Source organism: Candidatus Marithrix sp. Canyon 246 (assembly GCF_001723685.1).
Taxonomy (GTDB): domain Bacteria; phylum Pseudomonadota; class Gammaproteobacteria; order Beggiatoales; family Beggiatoaceae; genus Marithrix.
Window position 1 is genome coordinate 20,799 of the sequence record NZ_MCBX01000040.1, and the last position, 18,438, is coordinate 39,236.

General features: G+C 34.9%; 20 protein-coding genes. 17 read left to right on the forward strand and 3 right to left on the reverse strand.

The annotated features are described in order from the left end of the window. Positions 1-16 precede the first annotated feature (16 nt). Entirely contained in the window at positions 17-1,921 is a 1,905-nt protein-coding gene (locus tag BHU68_RS14610) for a cytochrome b/b6 domain-containing protein (RefSeq protein ID WP_069471395.1), read from the reverse strand. A gap of 7 nt (positions 1,922-1,928) precedes the next feature. Continuing rightward, a complete protein-coding gene (locus BHU68_RS14615) occupies positions 1,929-3,398 on the reverse strand; it encodes a multiheme c-type cytochrome (RefSeq protein ID WP_216092570.1) in 1,470 nt (489 codons plus the stop codon). Positions 3,399-3,619: 221 nt separating this feature from the next. On the opposite strand from BHU68_RS14615, the gene ccoN reads away from it, so the two are divergent. The 5 genes from ccoN (at position 3,620) to ccoG (ending at position 8,269) form a co-directional block, all read left to right on the forward strand. Continuing rightward, positions 3,620-5,059, forward strand: a complete 1,440-nt coding sequence (ccoN, locus tag BHU68_RS14620) for a cytochrome-c oxidase, cbb3-type subunit I (RefSeq protein WP_069471396.1) — start codon at positions 3,620-3,622, stop codon at positions 5,057-5,059. 15 nt (positions 5,060-5,074) lie between these two features. Further along, on the forward strand, positions 5,075-5,692 hold the full coding sequence (gene ccoO / locus BHU68_RS14625) for a cytochrome-c oxidase, cbb3-type subunit II (RefSeq protein ID WP_069471397.1): 618 nt from the start codon (positions 5,075-5,077) through the stop codon (positions 5,690-5,692). 12 nt (positions 5,693-5,704) lie between these two features. Then, entirely contained in the window at positions 5,705-5,872 is a 168-nt protein-coding gene (locus tag BHU68_RS14630) for a cbb3-type cytochrome oxidase subunit 3 (protein ID WP_253180914.1), read from the forward strand. Continuing rightward, positions 5,872-6,798 (forward strand): cytochrome-c oxidase, cbb3-type subunit III, encoded by a 927-nt coding sequence (gene ccoP / locus BHU68_RS14635; protein ID WP_069471399.1) that lies wholly within the window; start codon positions 5,872-5,874, stop codon positions 6,796-6,798. The genes BHU68_RS14630 and ccoP overlap by 1 nt, the downstream gene beginning before the upstream one ends. A gap of 64 nt (positions 6,799-6,862) precedes the next feature. Continuing rightward, positions 6,863-8,269, forward strand: coding sequence for a cytochrome c oxidase accessory protein CcoG (ccoG, locus tag BHU68_RS14640; RefSeq protein WP_069471400.1), 1,407 nt, complete (start codon positions 6,863-6,865; stop codon positions 8,267-8,269). Positions 8,270-8,316: 47 nt separating this feature from the next. On the opposite strand, the gene BHU68_RS14645 is transcribed toward ccoG, so the two are convergent. Beyond that, positions 8,317-8,511: a YgaP family membrane protein gene (locus BHU68_RS14645; protein ID WP_069471401.1), complete on the reverse strand. Its 195-nt coding sequence runs from the start codon at positions 8,509-8,511 to the stop codon at positions 8,317-8,319. A gap of 114 nt (positions 8,512-8,625) precedes the next feature. On the opposite strand from BHU68_RS14645, the gene gspG reads away from it, so the two are divergent. From gspG to BHU68_RS14705, 12 genes are all read left to right on the forward strand, one after another. Further along, a complete protein-coding gene (gene gspG, locus BHU68_RS14650) occupies positions 8,626-9,045 on the forward strand; it encodes a type II secretion system major pseudopilin GspG (protein ID WP_069471402.1) in 420 nt (139 codons plus the stop codon). Then, on the forward strand, positions 9,045-9,533 hold the full coding sequence (locus BHU68_RS14655) for a prepilin-type N-terminal cleavage/methylation domain-containing protein (RefSeq protein WP_069471403.1): 489 nt from the start codon (positions 9,045-9,047) through the stop codon (positions 9,531-9,533). Before gspG ends, BHU68_RS14655 begins: the two co-directional genes overlap by 1 nt. Beyond that, positions 9,508-9,888 (forward strand): type IV pilus modification PilV family protein, encoded by a 381-nt coding sequence (locus BHU68_RS14660; protein ID WP_069471404.1) that lies wholly within the window; start codon positions 9,508-9,510, stop codon positions 9,886-9,888. The genes BHU68_RS14655 and BHU68_RS14660 overlap by 26 nt, the downstream gene beginning before the upstream one ends. 3 nt (positions 9,889-9,891) lie before the next feature. Next, complete coding sequence (locus tag BHU68_RS14665) at positions 9,892-10,536, forward strand: prepilin-type N-terminal cleavage/methylation domain-containing protein (RefSeq protein ID WP_069471405.1); 645 nt, start codon at positions 9,892-9,894, stop codon at positions 10,534-10,536. A 13-nt stretch (positions 10,537-10,549) separates the two neighbouring features. Continuing rightward, positions 10,550-11,317 (forward strand): enoyl-ACP reductase FabI, encoded by a 768-nt coding sequence (locus BHU68_RS14670; RefSeq protein WP_069471406.1) that lies wholly within the window; start codon positions 10,550-10,552, stop codon positions 11,315-11,317. A gap of 203 nt (positions 11,318-11,520) precedes the next feature. After that, positions 11,521-12,177 carry a ribose-5-phosphate isomerase RpiA gene (rpiA, locus tag BHU68_RS14675; RefSeq protein ID WP_069471407.1) on the forward strand — a complete coding sequence of 219 codons (657 nt, stop codon included), beginning with the start codon at positions 11,521-11,523 and terminating at the stop codon, positions 12,175-12,177. Further along, entirely contained in the window at positions 12,174-12,725 is a 552-nt protein-coding gene (gene rsmD, locus BHU68_RS14680; protein ID WP_069471408.1) for a 16S rRNA (guanine(966)-N(2))-methyltransferase RsmD, read from the forward strand. Before rpiA ends, rsmD begins: the two co-directional genes overlap by 4 nt. Before the next feature lie 13 nt (positions 12,726-12,738). Then, complete coding sequence (locus tag BHU68_RS14685; protein WP_069471409.1) at positions 12,739-13,032, forward strand: UPF0175 family protein; 294 nt, start codon at positions 12,739-12,741, stop codon at positions 13,030-13,032. 2 nt (positions 13,033-13,034) lie between these two features. Continuing rightward, positions 13,035-13,511 carry a DUF3368 domain-containing protein gene (locus BHU68_RS14690; RefSeq protein WP_171899640.1) on the forward strand — a complete coding sequence of 159 codons (477 nt, stop codon included), beginning with the start codon at positions 13,035-13,037 and terminating at the stop codon, positions 13,509-13,511. Positions 13,512-13,555: 44 nt separating this feature from the next. Then, positions 13,556-15,544 carry a glycosyltransferase gene (locus tag BHU68_RS14695; protein ID WP_069471411.1) on the forward strand — a complete coding sequence of 663 codons (1,989 nt, stop codon included), beginning with the start codon at positions 13,556-13,558 and terminating at the stop codon, positions 15,542-15,544. A gap of 268 nt (positions 15,545-15,812) precedes the next feature. Next, a complete protein-coding gene (locus BHU68_RS14700; protein ID WP_069471412.1) occupies positions 15,813-17,144 on the forward strand; it encodes a hypothetical protein in 1,332 nt (443 codons plus the stop codon). Between the two features lie 86 nt (positions 17,145-17,230). Next, the gene (locus BHU68_RS14705) at positions 17,231-18,421 is read left to right on the forward strand and encodes an InlB B-repeat-containing protein (protein ID WP_141698840.1); all 1,191 of its coding nucleotides are present in this window, start codon (positions 17,231-17,233) and stop codon (positions 18,419-18,421) included. The last annotated feature ends 17 nt before the right edge of the window (positions 18,422-18,438 follow it).

Genomic DNA, 18,438 nt, shown 5'->3' on the forward strand with positions numbered 1-18,438 from the left:
GGTCTTTATTCACGAATTAAAAACCTTGTAAAAATCCTGCTAATACTAAAAATAGTAAGATCAATCCAGCAATGATCAGAACAAAGCCGAGTACTTTAGAATAGCGTGCCATTCTTGGAGAAGGTGCGCCAACTATGTATTCTTCCAGTTTACCTTCTTTAACTAGTCGTTCATATTCCAGTGTTCTTTCTTCTTTAAATTCCTCTAATGTCATACTACCAGTAAACATAATGGTATCTTGAGGGAATTTGTCCGGTCTGAAATGACTATTAAAGTAATGAACAGTAAACAAGAATATACCAGCTAAAAATGCCTCTTCACCATGAACAATGGTCGCTACATTAAATACCCAACCGGGTAAGAAGCTTCCAAAGAATGCAGGGAACCACATCATTAATCCTGATACTCCGATAATAAACATACCCCAGAAAGGTGCCCAATAATCGAATTTTTCCCAGTAACTCCAATGATCAAATACTGGTCTTGGTCCTTTGCCAACAAACCATTTAGACATAGCCAAAAGATCATACATATCTTGCCAACGAGGTAATAGCGATGTTGGTCCAAACCATTTAAAGCTATGACGTTTAGTAACTAATAGATAGTATAAAACAACGATAATATGTCCAAAGAATATGATGCCAAAAGTAGTGGCTGCTACACGATGGATTATTGCTGATATTTTAGCTCCACCAAGTAAGCTTATTACTGTTGGTGCCCAGAAACTATCTGCATATAATACTGCGGTTCCAGTTAATACTAATACCATAACTGCGATAGCTAGAATTAAATGTGCTAAACGCCAAGGCCATGTAAATCGTCTAATATATTGACGTTTTGCTGGATCACCTTTTTCGTCTAAACGTATTTTCGCTTTACCAGTTTTACGCTCTTTATATTCTCTATAGAACCAAAAGGCACTATGAATCCAGAAAAATGTAAATACCCATATCACTAAGAAAATCATAAACTTTGAAGTAATCCATATTTCTGGATATTTTTCAAAATCATGAGCATTTCCATGCGGTTGGAAGGTTAAGTAACCCTTAGTAGCATTTTCATGACACTCTTGACAAGTTTCTAGTCGATTATTTATGTGAATCTTAGATTTAGCATTATCAACTGCTTGAGTATTATGATGTCTATGGCAATCAAAACACTTAGCTGTATGAGTATAACCTAGAGTAGCAACTTGACCGTGATATGTATGACGATAGCTTTCATATTCTTTGTCATGGCAACTACCACAATTTTTAGTAATTGTTAATTTAGTTTTGCTGTCTTTAGGTGAATTAATATCATGAGCAGTATGACAATCACTACAAACAGCGGCATCAAGATTACCTTCTCGTTTTACCTTTGCACCGTGGATTGATTGAGTATAATCCTTTAATTGCTTCTCGTGACAACGACCACAAGTTTCTGGTGTATTTAGACGATAAGTTTGAGCTTCAGTATCTTTGACTGGAAATATGTTATGTTTACCATGACAATCCGAGCAACTAGCATTCGGCTTACTTGGATCATTTTTTCGTGGCTGAGCATGAATTGATCCCAAATAATGATCGGCATTTTGCATTGCCTTATCTATAGATTGCTCTTTATGACAACTTACGCAATCAACAGAACGATCTTGTTCAGTTTTATGGGGAATTTGCTTAATATCTGTATGGCAATCTGTACAAGCTTGTTTAGCATGTACGCTATGAGCAAATACTTCAGGTTTAACATGCAATGAGCGTTTAGGGCTTTCACCAAATTTGCCTTTAGGAGTAGAAAAACCTTCAACTCCATGACAATCTAAACAATCAGAATTTGCTGTGTCTGAAGTGACTAACTCAGGTTCAATTGCATGAACGACTGTGCTATTAAAGCACAGCCATCCTAACAGTAGCAAAATTCCCAAATAGGAATTTTTCATTTACTTACTATTCCTGAATATAACGTTTATTGAAGTTTGTTCGCGCTGCTTTACGTTTAGCGGCAGTTTTCTTATCCATTTTACCAAGGAACCATTTATGTTCATCTCGATTCAGAATTTCATCAAGTAATTTACGAACTCTTTCAGCTCCTTTATGATTGCCTTTTTTCTCGGCTTTTTCAATAATTTCTTTAATTTCAGGAACCATTTCAATATAGAAACGATGAGCTACTTCATACATACCATGCCATTGGACATAATCAGGAGCTTGCATAGCTGCACCATGACGCGCACGTCTTCCTTCATGATGCCATAAGAAAAACCATGTCCATTCTATAGCTTCATCAAAAGGAACTTTTGTTATCATCTTTTCTTCTTTCAGTGCAGCCATTATACTAGCACCGGGTTTTGCAAATTTATTATTATACAAGTTTACTAAAGAATCAAATTGCTCATAGAAATTTTCAATCATTTTTGAGCTATGGCAAGAACTACAAACAGTTTTCATGTCATTACGTCGTGATAACCAAGGTTTAACTTCTTTACCCATTTTAATGGCTTTAGCATCAATTTTTTGTGAAATTGCTGGGCGTAAAGTCCAACTAATACGATCACCAACATCATGGGTAATAGGTAGTTCAATAGTTGCAGACATATGGCAAGTAGCACAAGTAGGTGCAGCGTCATAATCTTCACCGGCTACCCATTTGGCTGATTCAAGATTCATTCTATCAACATTGGCATAGAAATTAATACCATGCTTAGATTCTTCATAAATTTCTTTTTGTGGATGATCAGGACCTAAATGACATTTACCACAACTTTCTGGACGACGAGCCTGTTTCATAGAAAACTCATGACGTTGATGACAAGCTGTGCAAGCCCCTTTAGAACCATCTGGATTTATACGACCAATACCAGTATTAGGCCAAGTAGTTGGATCAAGATCACCATTTGGTAATACTTTTACTTTAGAACCGTGACATTGCCAACAACCATTAACAGCAACAGGTGATTGACCATGAAAAACCATAGCACCTTCAACAACTTCTGCTAATACATTATCAAGTGAACCGAGGATTTCTGCGGCTTTAGCATGATGACTTTTAGAAAATTGTTCAACTTCTGTGCTATGACATTGAGCGCAATCTTTAGGTGAAACTATGACAGCAATCTGAAAGCCTTTATGACGAATAGCATCAGGATCAGAAGCATCAGCCTTATGGCATTCATAACAACCTACATTGGCACCAAAATGTTTAGAACGTCCCCATTGTTGATAAATACTTCTATGTTCATTACGGTGACAAGATGCACAAGTAGCACTTTCTTTACTAAGATGTTTAAAAGGTTTTAAGGCTTTTTTGGTAAGACCATTATTTTCATAAGCGAAGGAAGCCGTACTCCCTAAGCCCATAAATATAAAGAATAGCAAGACAGGCTTTTTAGCTTGCCTTATTAATTTAGCAATATACATAATATTATTATCCTAATAACTGATTAAAATAGTTGGACTTTTATCCAATATAATTATCTATTCTAATATTCTGATATTAGAATAGATAATTATATTATTCTATATTAATATAATTTATATTTATGGTAATGATTTGAAAATTAAAAACCAGAAATAATAGTTGCAGATAAAGCTTGTATCCTGTATTTTGGTATGTTTTTTTATCTTAAATAGGAAAAAATATGGCAGAAAACCAAGATACCTATAATTATAAAGTCATTAGGCAATTTGCCATAATGACGATTGTTTGGGGTGTAGTTGGTATGACGGTAGGCGTATATATTGCCGCTGAACTAACTTGGCCTTGGCTTAATAATGTTTTAGATGTACCTTATTTTACTTTTAGTCGTTTAAGACCATTACATACTAATGCTGTAATTTTCGCCTTTGGTGGTTCAGCTTTATTTGCTACTTCTTATTATGTAGTACAACGTACCTGTCATGTGCGGTTAATTTCTGATAAATTAGCCGCTTTTACATTTTGGGGTTGGCAATTAGTTATTGTTCTAGCCGCGATTACTTTACCATTAGGTTATACTACCACTAAAGAATATGCTGAATTAGAATGGCCTATAGATATACTGCTAGCAGTCGTTTGGATTTCTTATGCAATAGTATTTTTTGGCACCATTGTTAAGCGTAAAGTTCCACATATTTATGTTGCTAATTGGTTTTATGGTTCTTTTATCATAACAATTGCTTTATTACATATATTTAATAATTTAGCAGTACCAGTTTCCATGTGGAAATCTTACTCAGCTTATGCTGGAGTTCAAGATGCAATGGTACAATGGTGGTATGGCCATAATGCGGTTGGATTTTTCTTAACTGCTGGATTTTTAGGTATGATGTATTATTTTATACCTAAACAAGTACAACGACCCGTATATTCTTATCGTTTATCAATTGTTCATTTTTGGGCATTGATTTTCACTTATATTTGGGCTGGTCCCCATCATCTACACTATACAGCTTTACCTGATTGGACTCAAACTTTAGGTATGGCTATGTCTTTGATTCTATTAGCACCTTCTTGGGGTGGTATGATTAATGGAATTATGACCTTATCAGGAGCATGGGAAAAATTACGTAGTGATCCTATTTTACGTTTCTTGATCGTAGCAGTTTCTTTCTATGGTATGTCAACTTTTGAAGGCCCGATGATGGCAATAAAAACTGTTAATGCCTTATCACATTATACTGATTGGACTATTGGACATGTTCATTCTGGTGCTCTTGGTTGGGTGGCAATGATTTCTATGGGTAGTATGTATTATTTAATACCGCGTTTATTTGGACGTGAATTATATAGTTTAAAACTGGTTGAACTACATTTTTGGACTGCTACAATTGGTGTGGTTCTTTATATTACTGCAATGTGGGTATCAGGAATTATGCAAGGTTTAATGTGGCGTGCTGTCAATCCTGATGGAACTTTAACTTATAGTTTTGTTGAATCAGTACAAGCTATGCACCCTTATTATTTAACTCGTTGGTTAGGTGGTACGTTCTTCTTATTTGGTATGTTGGTAATGGCTTATAATGTTTTCAAAACAGTTAGAAGTCCAAAAACATTCGAAGTTAATGATACGATTCCAACCCCAGCCTTGGTGGCGCATTAAGGAGATATTTGAATAATGGCTGACGCACATAAAAAAGTTGAAACTAATATTGGTTTAATGATTATTCTAACTACACTTGTAGTTAGTGTTGGTGGTTTAGTACAAATTGTACCGCTATTTTTTATGAAATCAATGACAGAACCAGTAGAAGGTTTAAAACCATATCCGGCATTACAATTAGCAGGGCGCGATATTTATGTTCGTGAATCTTGTATGGTTTGTCATTCCCAAATGATTCGTCCTTTTAGAGCAGAAACAGAGAGATATGGACATTATTCTGTTGCAGGAGAATTTGTTTATGATCGTCCATTCCAATGGGGATCTAAACGCACTGGTCCAGATTTACATCGTGTAGGTGGACGTTATAGTGATGAATGGCATTATGCTCATTTAATCAATCCACGCGATGTAGTACCGGAATCAGTAATGCCCGGTTATCCTTCTCTTGCAAAGAATTTTATTGATGGTAAGGAAGTTCAATATAAAATGCAAACTTTGAAAGATTGGTTTGATCATCCTTACACTGATCAAGAAATTGCTAATGCTGCTAAAGCCGTAGAAGGTAAAACTGAGATAGAGGCTATCATTGCTTATCTACAAGGCTTAGGTAAAACAATCAAAAATGTGAGGTAAATGGTGGATATCATGGCACTGATTCAGTCCATTTGGACTATTATCGTCATGGTTATCTTTTTTGGTGTTGTAGTGTGGGCGTTTAGTCGCAAACGTAAATCTGAGTTTGATGATGCCGCTCACCTACCAATAGATGACGATGATTCGGTTGAAAAAATAGTTAAGGAGAAACAACAATAATGTTTGAAAATAGCATTTTTACAAGTCAATTTTGGGAATGGTTTATTATCATTCCAACTGTAGGTGGTATTTTAGGCTGTTTTGCTTTGATAATTTGGTTAGGAAGTGATTCTTCTTCTAAATCTGATGATAAAGAAGTGAAAACTATGGGGCATGTTTGGGATGAAGATCTTGCTGAATATAATAACCCCTTGCCTCGTTGGTGGTTAAACATGTTTTATATCACCTTAGTAATTGCTAGTATCTATTTAATACTTTATCCGGGCTTAGGTTCTTATGCTGGTCTTTTAGGTTGGACTGAACTTAAGCAGTATGAACAAGAAATGGAAGATGCTGATAACCGCTATGGACTTATTTATGCGAAATATGCTAAAGAACCAATTGCTGAATTAGCGAAAAGGCCAGATGCAGTTCGATTAGGTAAAAGTCTATTTATGACTTATTGTACTGTCTGTCATGGTTCAGATGCCGGTGGTGTACCCGGTTATCCTAATTTACGCGATAATGATTGGCTATGGGGTGGTACTCCAGAAGCTATAAAAACTAGTATTACACATGGTCGTAAAGGTAATATGCCTGATGCTGAGACCAATAATCTTAATAGTGATGCTGATATAGATAATGTAGTGGAATATGTTTTAAGCTTAAGCGGCAAAAAACATGAAGAAGCCGCTGCTGTCAAAGGAAAAGAAGCTTTTAACAAAGTTTGTTTTGCTTGTCATGGCACGGATGGTAAAGGTAATCAAATGTTAGGTGCGCCTAATTTAACTGATGATATTTGGCTTTATGGTAGTTCAAAAGCTACTATTACTGAAACTATTACCAAGGGTCGTCAAAATATTATGCCAGCTCATGGTGAATTTTTAGGTGAAGATAAAATTCATTTATTAGCTAGCTATATTTATAGCTTCTCATTGAATAAATAATAACTTCCATTCTCTAACGCCCTCTAAACCCCTTGTCAGTCTGGTTTAGGGGGCATTTTTTATTATGAAAAAAAATACTACAAAAATACCACTTGAAGAAGTTCAACAAGGTCTTTATGCTAAGCGTAAAAAAATTTATCCACGTATAATATTAGGTTATTTTAGCCGACTTAAAGTTTTAAGCGGCTTAATATTATTAGGTATGTATTATGGTATTCCTTGGTTGCAATGGAATGGACACCAAGCTGTATTATTTGATCTACCAGCTCGTAAATTTTATATTTTTGGCATGACTTTTTGGCCTCAAGATTTTATCTATCTGACTTTTTTATTGATTTTAGCTGCTATGATTCTGTTTTTCTTTACAGCTTTAGCAGGTAGATTATGGTGTGGCTTTGCTTGCCCCCAAACAATTTGGACAGATGCGTTTTTATGGATGGAACGTTTAATTGAAGGTGATAGACCAAAACAAATTAAACTGGATAATGAACCAAAGTCTTTTAGAAAATTTCGGATTAAAACAACTAAACATGCATTATGGATAATATTTGCTTTATTTACTGGTTATACTTTTGTTGGTTATTTCAGCCCAATTCATGAATTAACTGATTCAATTTTGAATTGGCAACTTAGCGGTTGGGAAACTTTCTGGGTATTATTTTATAGTTTAGCCACTTATGCTTTCGCTGGAAGATTGCGTGAACAGGTTTGTACTTATATGTGCCCTTATGCGCGTTTTCAAAGCGCGATGTTTGATAACAATACAATGATTATTGCTTACGATGAAAAACGCGGCGAATCACGCGGTTCACGTAAAAAAAATCAGGATAATTATAAAGACCAAGGTTTAGGTGATTGTATTGATTGTTCAATATGTGTACAAGTATGCCCAACGGGAATTGATATTCGTGATGGCTTACAATACCAATGTATTAGTTGTTCTGCTTGTATTGATGCCTGTGATGAAGTGATGGATAAAATGGCTTATCCCAGAGGCTTAATTCGTTACACTACAGAAAATAAATTAAAAGGCAAAAATACGAGTATTTTAAGACCACGTCTTTTTGTATATGCTGGTATTTTAATAGCCTTATTTATAGGAACCATTTACAGTATTAGTATCCGCTCACTAGTTGAATTAGATGTAATTCGTGATCGTCAAAGTTTATATTTAAAAACAGACGCGGGTATGATTGAAAATATTTATTCATTAAGAGTTATGAATTTAGATAATAAAGATCATGCTTATAATCTAACTATTACAGGTATTGAAGGTTTAGCTTTAGTGCAAAAAATTGATATTAAAACTAAATCTGGTGAGATTAGTACTGTACCGCTACGTTTAACAGTTGCACAAAATAAAGTACAGAAACGCACCACCACAATTCATTTTACATTAACCGCAAAAGACAATTCTGAGTTGACTATTACTGAAGAAGCACGGTTTTTAGGACCTTTACGTTTAAGATAGTCTTGAGACCTGACAGGTTTTTAAAACCTGTCAGGTCTTTGAATTAGTTATTCTTTTTTGTCATTATTACAACTTGAAATACCAAACAATGGATAAGCAGGGCAATAACCTATAAAACCTGTTAATAATGGTATAGCACCAACTGCACCCCACCAACTTTGATAATAAACACCTGCACCAATTATTGCTAAACCAAGTATAATACGAATTAGTTTATCAATTCCACCTACATTTGTTGTCATTAGAACTTTCCTGATGATATAAAATAGAAGATAAATATTTTAAACTAAATTTGAAAAACTGTCTTTAGTTTACTATGATAAACTACTACACTAACATTAATTATTGGAAAAAATATGTATAATCAAAAATTAAAACCACAACAAGGTTTTAGCTTGATGGAGCTACTAATTGTCATGGTTATTCTTGGCATGTTAGCAGCAGTTGTTGGTCCAACTCTTTGGGGTAAATTAGCAGGCGCACAACGTGATACCGCTAAAACGCAAATTTCTAATATTGAAGTTGCATTGGATTCATATCGTTTAGATATGTTTAAATATCCATCTACCTTAGAAGATTTAGTTACAAATACTTCTAGCAGTTCAACATGGCAAGGATCTTATTTAAGAAAAGGTTTACCTAAAGATCCTTGGGGTAATGAATATCAATACCGCAAACCCGGTCGTGAAGGGCGCGATTTTGATCTTTATTCTTATGGCGCCGATGGTCAAGAAGGTGGTGACAAAGAAAATGCTGATATTGTTAATTGGAAATAATGTCTAATCGGTATCATGCCGGATTTAGTTTATTAGAATTAATTCTAGTGATGGTCATCATTGGTATGGCTGTCGCGGTAGTAGTTCCACGTCTAAGTAACAGTGAAGTAACCATTCTTAAAGCCCAAGTACGTGAAGCGGTGGCAGTATTAAATTATGCTCGCCGCTCTGCCATTGTAGAAGGCAAACAAAAAGTTGCCAGTTTTCACGAAGGTAAAGAAAATACCGGTTCTAAAACTAGCAAATCCGAACCGGGAAAGTGGACTAGCCGTGGTGCTACTATACAATGGGGTGGTAATTACTTGAGTGAGGATGAAGAGGAAGAATCAAAAACATTTGAAATAATCTTTTATCCTGAAGGCGGAAGTAGTGGCGGTGCAATAGTTTTAACTTATAAATACCATAAAGCTAAAATAACTGTCAGTCCAATTACAGGTAAAATTGAGTCAGAGATCTTAGATCATGAAGAAGACAGCGGCAGGATTTAGTCTATTAGAAGTACTAATAGCAATGGCTATTGTTGGTATGGTTTTAGGAAATCTTTTTAGTTTATTAGGTGCAAGTAAGCGTCTAGCTTTTAAAGGCGTAGATGGTATTGAACGAACAGTATTTTTACGTTCAGCCATAAATGCCGCTCAATTGCTGGAAGATCCTGAATATCCTGAATTACCTGAACGTTATAGTAGTAATTTAGAAATTGAAACTAGCGATGAAGCAATAGAAATACCAGAGCGTCAAACTAAACCAATGCGATTAGCATTAGAACCAGTACTGATATATGATAAAGAGACAGAAAAAGTTATTAGTACAGTACGCCTTGTTATACAAGATAAAGCTGAGTAAATTGTGAAAGCGAAAGCAAAAGGTTTTTCTTTATTAGAATTATTAATTGCACTGACATTGTCAACAATGGTAATGTTAATGTTGTCAATGGGTATGAGTTTCGTATTAAAGGAATGGACACGTTCTTCTAATAGATTAGAAACTAGTATTGATAAGGTATTAGTTTTATTGCAAATTGAACGCGCATTGCAAGGTGCTTATCCACATTTATATAGGGATGTGGAAGAAAATAAAGATTATATATTTTTTGAAGGTGATGAAGAACAGATTTCTTGGGTATCTACCGTATCGCCGGGGCGTAAACCGGGATTAACAGCATGGCAATTATTACCCAGTGAAGAAAAAGATGGATTAGAAATTCGTATTGTACCAGCCTTTGCCAGTGATCCTACTGAACGTTTAGAAGAATATGCAACTGTCACCACAGTTTTAGAGGCTTATAGTGTTTCATTTGAATATTTATATATTGATGAAAAACTCAAAGATGATACTAAATGGTTAAAAGAATGGTCAGCGAAACTATTACAATCATTACCTTATGCAGTAAGAATCAGTTTAGAAAGTGAAGACGATACAGCAGATTCGATAGAAATAATTGCCATGATTCAGGCACATAGACATAAAAAATTAAAACCTATCAAGCCTTAAACAAGGAGAAAAAATGGGATTTTTAGCAGGAAAACGTGCGCTAATTGTAGGATTAGTAAGTAATCGTTCAATTGCTTATGGCATAGCAAAAGCTATGCAACGTGAAGGTGCAGAATTAGCTTTCACTTATCAAAATGAGAAACTTCAAAATCGCGTTGTCAAAATAGCAAAAGAATTTAATTCTAATATCACTATGCCTTGTGATGTCAGTAGCGATGAACAAATAGCAGCAGTTTTTGAGGAATTAAAAAAATCTTGGGATGGCTTAGATATTATAATTCACTCTGTAGCTTTTGCGCCTCGCGAAGAATTAGAAGGGGCATATTTAGAAAATGCAACTCGTGAAGGATTTAAAACTGCTCATGACATCAGTTCATATAGTTTTGGAGCTTTAGCTAAAGCTGGGCGTGATATGATGAAAGGGCGTAATGGTGCATTATTAAGTTTAAGCTATCTAGGAGCTGAACGCGCTATGCCAAACTACAATGTTATGGGAGTAGCAAAAGCTAGTTTAGAAGCTAATGTCCGTTATCTAGCTTACAGCTTAGGACCAGAAGGAACTCGTGTCAATGCAGTTTCCGCTGGACCAATCCGCACCTTAGCAGCTTCAGGAATTGGCAACTTTCGTAACATGTTAGATTCTTTTAAAGAAAAAGCACCATTAAGACGTAATGTTACTATTGAAGAAGTTGGTAATGCCGCTGCATTTTTATGTTCTGACTTAGCGTCAGGAATAACAGGCGAAATAACTTATGTTGATTGTGGATATAATATTACTTAATTATTGAAGCAGGATTTAAATGGTGGGTTTCGCTGACGCTCTACCCACCCTACAAAACTTAATTATTGAAGCAGGATTTAAATGGTGGGTTTCGCTGACGCTCTACCCACCCTACAAAACTTAAGCAACAATTTATATTATGTAGGGTGGGTAGAGCGTCAGCGAAACCCACCATTTTGCTACAAAACTTAAAGGAGAATAATTTGACACCAGATGAAAAAAAACAACAAGTTGCCAAAGCAGCTTTAGAATATGTTGTCCCTGATACAATTATTGGTATTGGCACCGGAAGTACTGCGAATCACTTTGTAGATGCACTTGCTAGTATCAAACATACTATCGAAGGCACAGTTGCAAGTTCTAACGCCACCGCAGAAAGACTAAAATCTCATGGTATTCCAGTATTAGAACTTAATAGTGTTGATGAAATTTCAGTCTATATTGATGGTGCTGATGAATCTAATCGACATTTACACCTTATAAAAGGTGGTGGTGGTGCCCTTACTCGTGAAAAAATTGTAGCCGCTGTTAGCAAAAAATTTGTTTGTATTGCAGATGACAGTAAATTAGTAGATGTAATGGGTAAATTTCCATTGCCAGTGGAAGTTATTCCGATGGCACGTAGTTATGTAGCGCGTCAAATAGTAAAAATGGGTGGTAATCCAATTTGGCGAGACGGTTTTACTACTGATAATGGAAATGTCATATTGGATGTGCATAATTTACAGATTATGCAACCTGTTCAATTAGAAGCAGAACTAAATCAAATTGTAGGTGTTGTTACTAACGGTTTATTTGCAGCTCGCCCTGCGGATGTACTATTATTAGGTTCTGATCAAGGAGTTAAAAAAATCACTTGACGGGAACAGTAAGAATTATTGCTGGGCAATGGCGTGGACGTAAATTAAAAGTTCCTAATCAAATTGGACTACGTCCAACACCTAATAGAATACGTGAAACCCTATTTAATTGGTTAGCAATGGATTTACCCGGGAGCCGCTGTTTAGACTTATTTGCCGGCTCTGGAGCATTAGGTATAGAAGCAGCATCACGGGGAGCTAAACAAGTATTATTAATAGAAAAACAACGCGATATTGTGCAAAGTTTAAGACAACAAGTCACTAGCTTTGCTGCTGACAATGTCACAATCCTATCTAATGATGCAATAAAATTCCTGAAGAAAAAAACTGATAGTTTTGATATTGTTTTTTTAGATCCACCTTATGCAAGTAATTTACTAGATTCCTGTTGTACATTATTACAACAAAATGGATGGCTCAACCCACAAGCACTAATCTATTTAGAAACCGATACCAGTCTTGCCAAACCCAACTTACCAGAATCATGGCACATAATTCGTCAGAAAAATGCTGGGCAAGTTGCGGCTTATTTAATAAGAGTCAATTAAGAGAAAGTGACAAATGAAAACTGTTCCTGCAATTATAAATTTATCAGAAGATTTGTATTTATCACTAGCAAGTATTGGTCTAACTAAAGACAAAATTGTTAGTGAATCAAGAAAACTTTTAGCATTAATGTATTTTAAGAAAAACATCTTATCTTTAGGAAAGGCAACAGAACTTTCAGGTTTATCTAAATGGAATTTTATAGAATACCTCAGTCAAAATAATGTACCAATAATAAATTATGATGATGACGAGATAGATAGAGAATTGGAAATAGCAGAAGAAATAATTAATAAATTAAAATTATGATTGTGATCGGTGATTCTACAGTTTTTATTGGATTAGCAAAAATAGACAAACTAAGCTTGCTTAGCAGTATTTTTCAAAAAGTTTATATACCTGAAGCGGTATATCATGAAATTGTCGAAAAAGGTAGAGAAAAAGCGGGAGCAAAAGATGTTAGAGAATCCTTATGGATTATAAAAAAGAAAGTTTCCGATTACACTCAAGTTAATTTTTTAATGGTTTCATTGGAAGTAGGTGAAGCAGAAACATTAGTGTTAGCAAAAGAAATGGAAGCAAACATAATTTTATTAGATGAAGAAAAAGCCAGAAAAAGTGCTGTATTGGCAGGATTTAAAGTTATTGGATTGATTGGTATTCTAATCATTGCTAAACAAATGGGGCTAATAAAAAATATCAAAGCTTATATTGAAATTTTACAAGAAAAAAATTTCAGAATAAGTAATAAAATTATGAATAAAGCACTAAAACAAGCTGGAGAATAGGTGTGAGAATTAGTACATAGTCTATTTTATTATAAGAAAAAATAATGCAATTAGTTAATATTATTATATGTGTGCATAATGCACTTACTGATGTCAAGGCTTGTTTAAATTCAATTGGTAAATATACCACATCACCTTATAAACTAATTCTAGTTGATGATGGTAGTAATACAGAAACTCGTGATTATTTACGCTACTATGCAAATGAAAATTTCATCAGCTTATTAAGAAATGAGACCGCACGGGGTTATACCATAGCAGCCAATCAAGGTATGCGAGCTGCAAAAGCTTCATATATTGTCCTTTTGAATAGTGACACTATTGTTACTCCTAATTGGCTAGATAACTTAATAATCTGTGCAGAATCAAACACTAATATTGGCATGGTTGGTCCATTGAGTAATACAGCATCATGGCAATCAATTCCCAAAATTGAAGATAAAGGTGATTGGGCAACAAATCCATTGCCAACTGACATAACTATTAGTCAAATGGCAACAAGAATTGCCACATTTTCAGCTCGTTTATATCCACGTTTAGCTTTCTTAAATGGTTTTTGTCTATTAATAAAGCGTCAACTAATTGAAGATATAGGTTATTTTGACGAAAAACATTTTGGACAAGGTTATGGAGAAGAAAATGATTATTGTATTCGCGCTCGTCAAGCCAATTGGAAATTAGTAGTTGCAGATGATGCTTATATTTATCATGCTCAATCTAAAAGTTATTCACATGAGCGTCGTAAAAAACTAGCAGAACAAGCGGGAATTGCTTTAGCAAAGAAACATGGACAATCCATTATTGACGCAGGGGTAAAACAATGTCAACAAAGTATCTTATTAAAGACTATACGTACTCGCGCTAAACATTCAATAGCACGTTGGAATTTAATCACTGAAGCACAGTATAATTGGCATGGTAAACGAGTAATTTTTGTATTACCAATTTGGCTTATAGGTGGTGGGGGTAATGTTGTTCTTGATGAAGCGCGAGCTATGTTGCGGATGGGTATTGATGTTTGTATTTTAAACTTTTTACATCATCAAGTAGAATTTGAAAAATCTTATCCCGATTTAGATGTACCAGTAAAATATGTAGGGGCATATTTTGAAATACCTGATATTTGCAATGAATTTGATGCGGTTATCGCAACAGCTAATAATTCAGTAGAATGGATTGCACCATTAGCAGAACAGCCTAATCCACCTATAATAGGCTATTATATTCAAGATTTTGAACCTTATTTTTATATTGACAAACCAACTCATTATCGGTTATTTTGGCAACATAGTTGGTTACGTCGTCGTTTTGCATCCTATTATTTTCGGATTCATGCGGAATTTCGCGACGCTTGGATTTCTTATTTACGTATTCCAGATCTGGTACTTTTTACCAAAACCTTATGGAATAAGACTGAAATTGAGACACAAATTCAAAAACCTTGTACTGTTATAGGATCAAGTTGCAATATTGACTTATTTATACCGCGTTCAGAACGTAGCAATATTACAACAGTACGAATATGCGCAATGATTCGTCCTTCTAGTAGTAGGCGTGGCGCAGCACGAACGATGCGGGTTTTAAGTAAACTTCAAAAGAATTATGCTGATAAAATTGAAATAATTTTATTTGGAGCTGCTGATAATGACCCACAATTTCTAGCTTTGAAACGCGATTTTAAATATAAAAATCTTGGTATATGTTTACCAAAAGAATTGGCACGATTATTTAATAAGGTTGATATATTTGTTGATTTTTCAAATTTTCAAGCAATGGGTTTAACCGCAATGGAAGCGATGGCGTGTGGAGTAGCGGTAATTGTTCCGAAATTTGGAGGTGTTAATAGTTTTGCAAGTGATCAAAACAATTGTATTGTTATAGATACAACATCTGACCATAGATGTTATGTTGCTTTAAGCAATTTAGTTAGTAATAAAAAACGTCGTTTATCATTAATGACGCAGGCTAGCCAAGATATGGCGGCTTTTTATCCAGAAAAACCAGCTTATAATATCTTAAAAAGATTATTTTAGACTTGATTTTAGTTCATTTTTTGATATGCTAAGCATTATGATATATAATATTAGCTCAAGTGTTGTTTTTTAAACAACAACTGTTGCAATTATATCTTAATCTGTTGTATAGTAATCTCTGATTGATAGAAACAATATTCAGTTTGATTATTTATATAACAGTTAAGACTTGTCTTTGATAAACTAATTATTCTAATGTAGTTATTAACTCATTTAGATATAATTTGTAATTTTAATTAATAATTCTTTAATGAAGGAGTGAAAATTTATGACTAAATTTTCCTTGAAGAAGAAACTACTGCCGTCTTTAATGGCAGCTAGTTTAGCATCTGGTGTTGCCTTTAGTGGTAGTGCAAGTGCGCTTGAAGTAGCGGCAGACGGAACTGGTCAAGTGCTTTTGGCCCCAGTTTATATAGTGAATGTAAAGGGAAGTCCCCAAGGTCCTAGTTATATAAGGGTGATAAACACAAGCCCAGATCATGCAGTTAAGGCTCGTATTGGTTTCCGTTCTCAGGTTAATTCTACTGAAGTATTGGATTTTATTCTCTATTTAAGTCCACGAGATGTTTGGCGTGGTATGGTTGTCAATGTTAATGGTCAAGCCTATGTGAAATCTACTGATGATTCAGTACGTAATTTGCCAAACGCTGATTCATTTGCTTCTATAGAAGGAACACCTGCAAATGTTATGATGTTTGATGTAGCACTTTCTGCTGATGATAATAATGAAATGGGTCACTTTGAAATTATTGGTGCTTACAGTGTAAAAGATACAGTAAAAACACCAAAAGGTTCCGTAACCATCCAGCAGGGAATGAGTAAGTTTGATTTGGCAAAGATCTTTGATACACCATTAGGTAGTGCAGCAGTACCAGATTCACTACTAGCTCTTAATAATGCTGACTGCCCTGCTGGTGCTACTGGTACTTGCATGATTCGTACAGATGAAGCAAGCAGTGTTCAGTTGCGTGGTGAAGTGTCTATGGTTCTCCTTGGAGAACGTTATTCCTATAGAATGACTGCTCTAGATGCAGATGATAAAGGGAATGTTATCTCAAATCCATTTTATGATGTAGAAGTTAAATTTGGTACTAATATTGGTAGTGATTTTCCGGGAGCAGGCTTGGATAATATATTAGATATTGAGACTGCTTTGGCAGCCAAATCTTATGGAGCTACTTACGAGAATGCCGATGGTGCAGCAAGTATTGTATTTGTAACTTTCCCAACCAAATACAGACATTTAAGGTCAGATGTATGTCAAATCGGTAAAATCGAAGGTCCTTGGACTCCGCCATTTAATGCAACAGGTAGTATGGGCTATACAATTAGTCAATTTGATAATCAGGAACATGGTGTTGGAAATACTGTTGAACCGCCTACTTCTGTATCAGGTGATTTAGCAGCAACACCAAGTGCTGGAACTGCAATTACACCTGAAGTAGAATGGTTTTTACCAGCATGGAAATTTGCATCTGGATGGTATTCTTTAGATATGAAAGCGAGAACAGGATGTCCTTACTCTGGTGCGCCGGCTATTGTTTATACCATGACATTAAGAAATAATTCTAGCGAGTTTATCCAAAATTCACCTCGATAAAATATTATTGATTAATATAACGAGTTTGACTTAGCTCATCTTTTTAGATGGGCTATTTTTTTGCAATTTTAAATTTAGTATTAATTATGATAAATTCATATAGTTTGAATCTCAGTGGAATTCAACTGACTAGCTTCATATTTGGTTTAATCTTATTGAATTCTGCGCAAGCAGAATGGAAATCTGGTGTAGAATTACCCGAACAGAGTAAATGGAATGGTCAGTCAGATATTTTTAACCCAATTACTATAGCGAACAATAGATTGACTTATGTAGCAGCTACCTCTACAAACCCAATATCTTGGAAAATACAAAAGGGAGAAAGTGCATATCTTTTGATTTATCTCCCCCCCGGTGTAGAAAAGTTGAATATGGGGGTCAATGGTCAAGCATTAGCAGCTAGCCAATTGGTCATGTTTAAGGATTTTGGTGAAATGTCTTGTAATAATATTACAGAACCTGCCAGTCCTCAGTTATCAGAATTTTTAAATAATAAAAGCGAATTACATGTAACTTTACCAACAGGATGGCTGGCTTTAGGGGACTCAAGGACTGCTGCTCATGAACGAGATAAAGAATTTATCAATACCAGTTCATGTTTGTTCTTTGGATTTTTTAACGCGAATAATCTTAATCAAAACGGTGTCCAACTTCAAACTGTTTCATTTACATATACCATATCTGATCTATCAGTTTATGAACAATGGGCTGCTGGCAATAATAAGCTTACCGTTAATTCTGAAAATGGTAAAGTTACCATAACAAATAATCTAAATACTGATTCAAAAGTTTGTCCAGATGACTGTACACCAACTGATTATCCAGCAGATACTGTGGTTACATTACAAGCAGTAGCTAATGATGGTTATGCTTTTCAAGCTTGGGGTGATGATTGTAAAGATCAGGCAGGTGATAACATTACTATAAAAATGGATACATCAAAAACCTGCTCTGCACTGTTTGAATTAAAGCCAGTAACATTAATAGTTGATCCAGCTCCAGATAATGGAATAGTAATTACTTACTTTACTAATGATATTACTTGTGGTAATAATAAAGAAGATTTAAAACTTATTTGTAGTAATCGTACAGAAGACTTGAAACAATTATGTAGCGCAACATATTCACTAAATAGTCAAGCAATTTTAGTTGCTGTGCCTGATATGGGCTTTACTTTGGTAAATTGGGGCGGAGATTGCAGTTCTGAAAAAACTGAAAGTTATGTTATTCTAAAAATGGATGATAATAAAAAGTGTTCTGCTACATTTACTAAATAAACCAACAGTTATTGAAT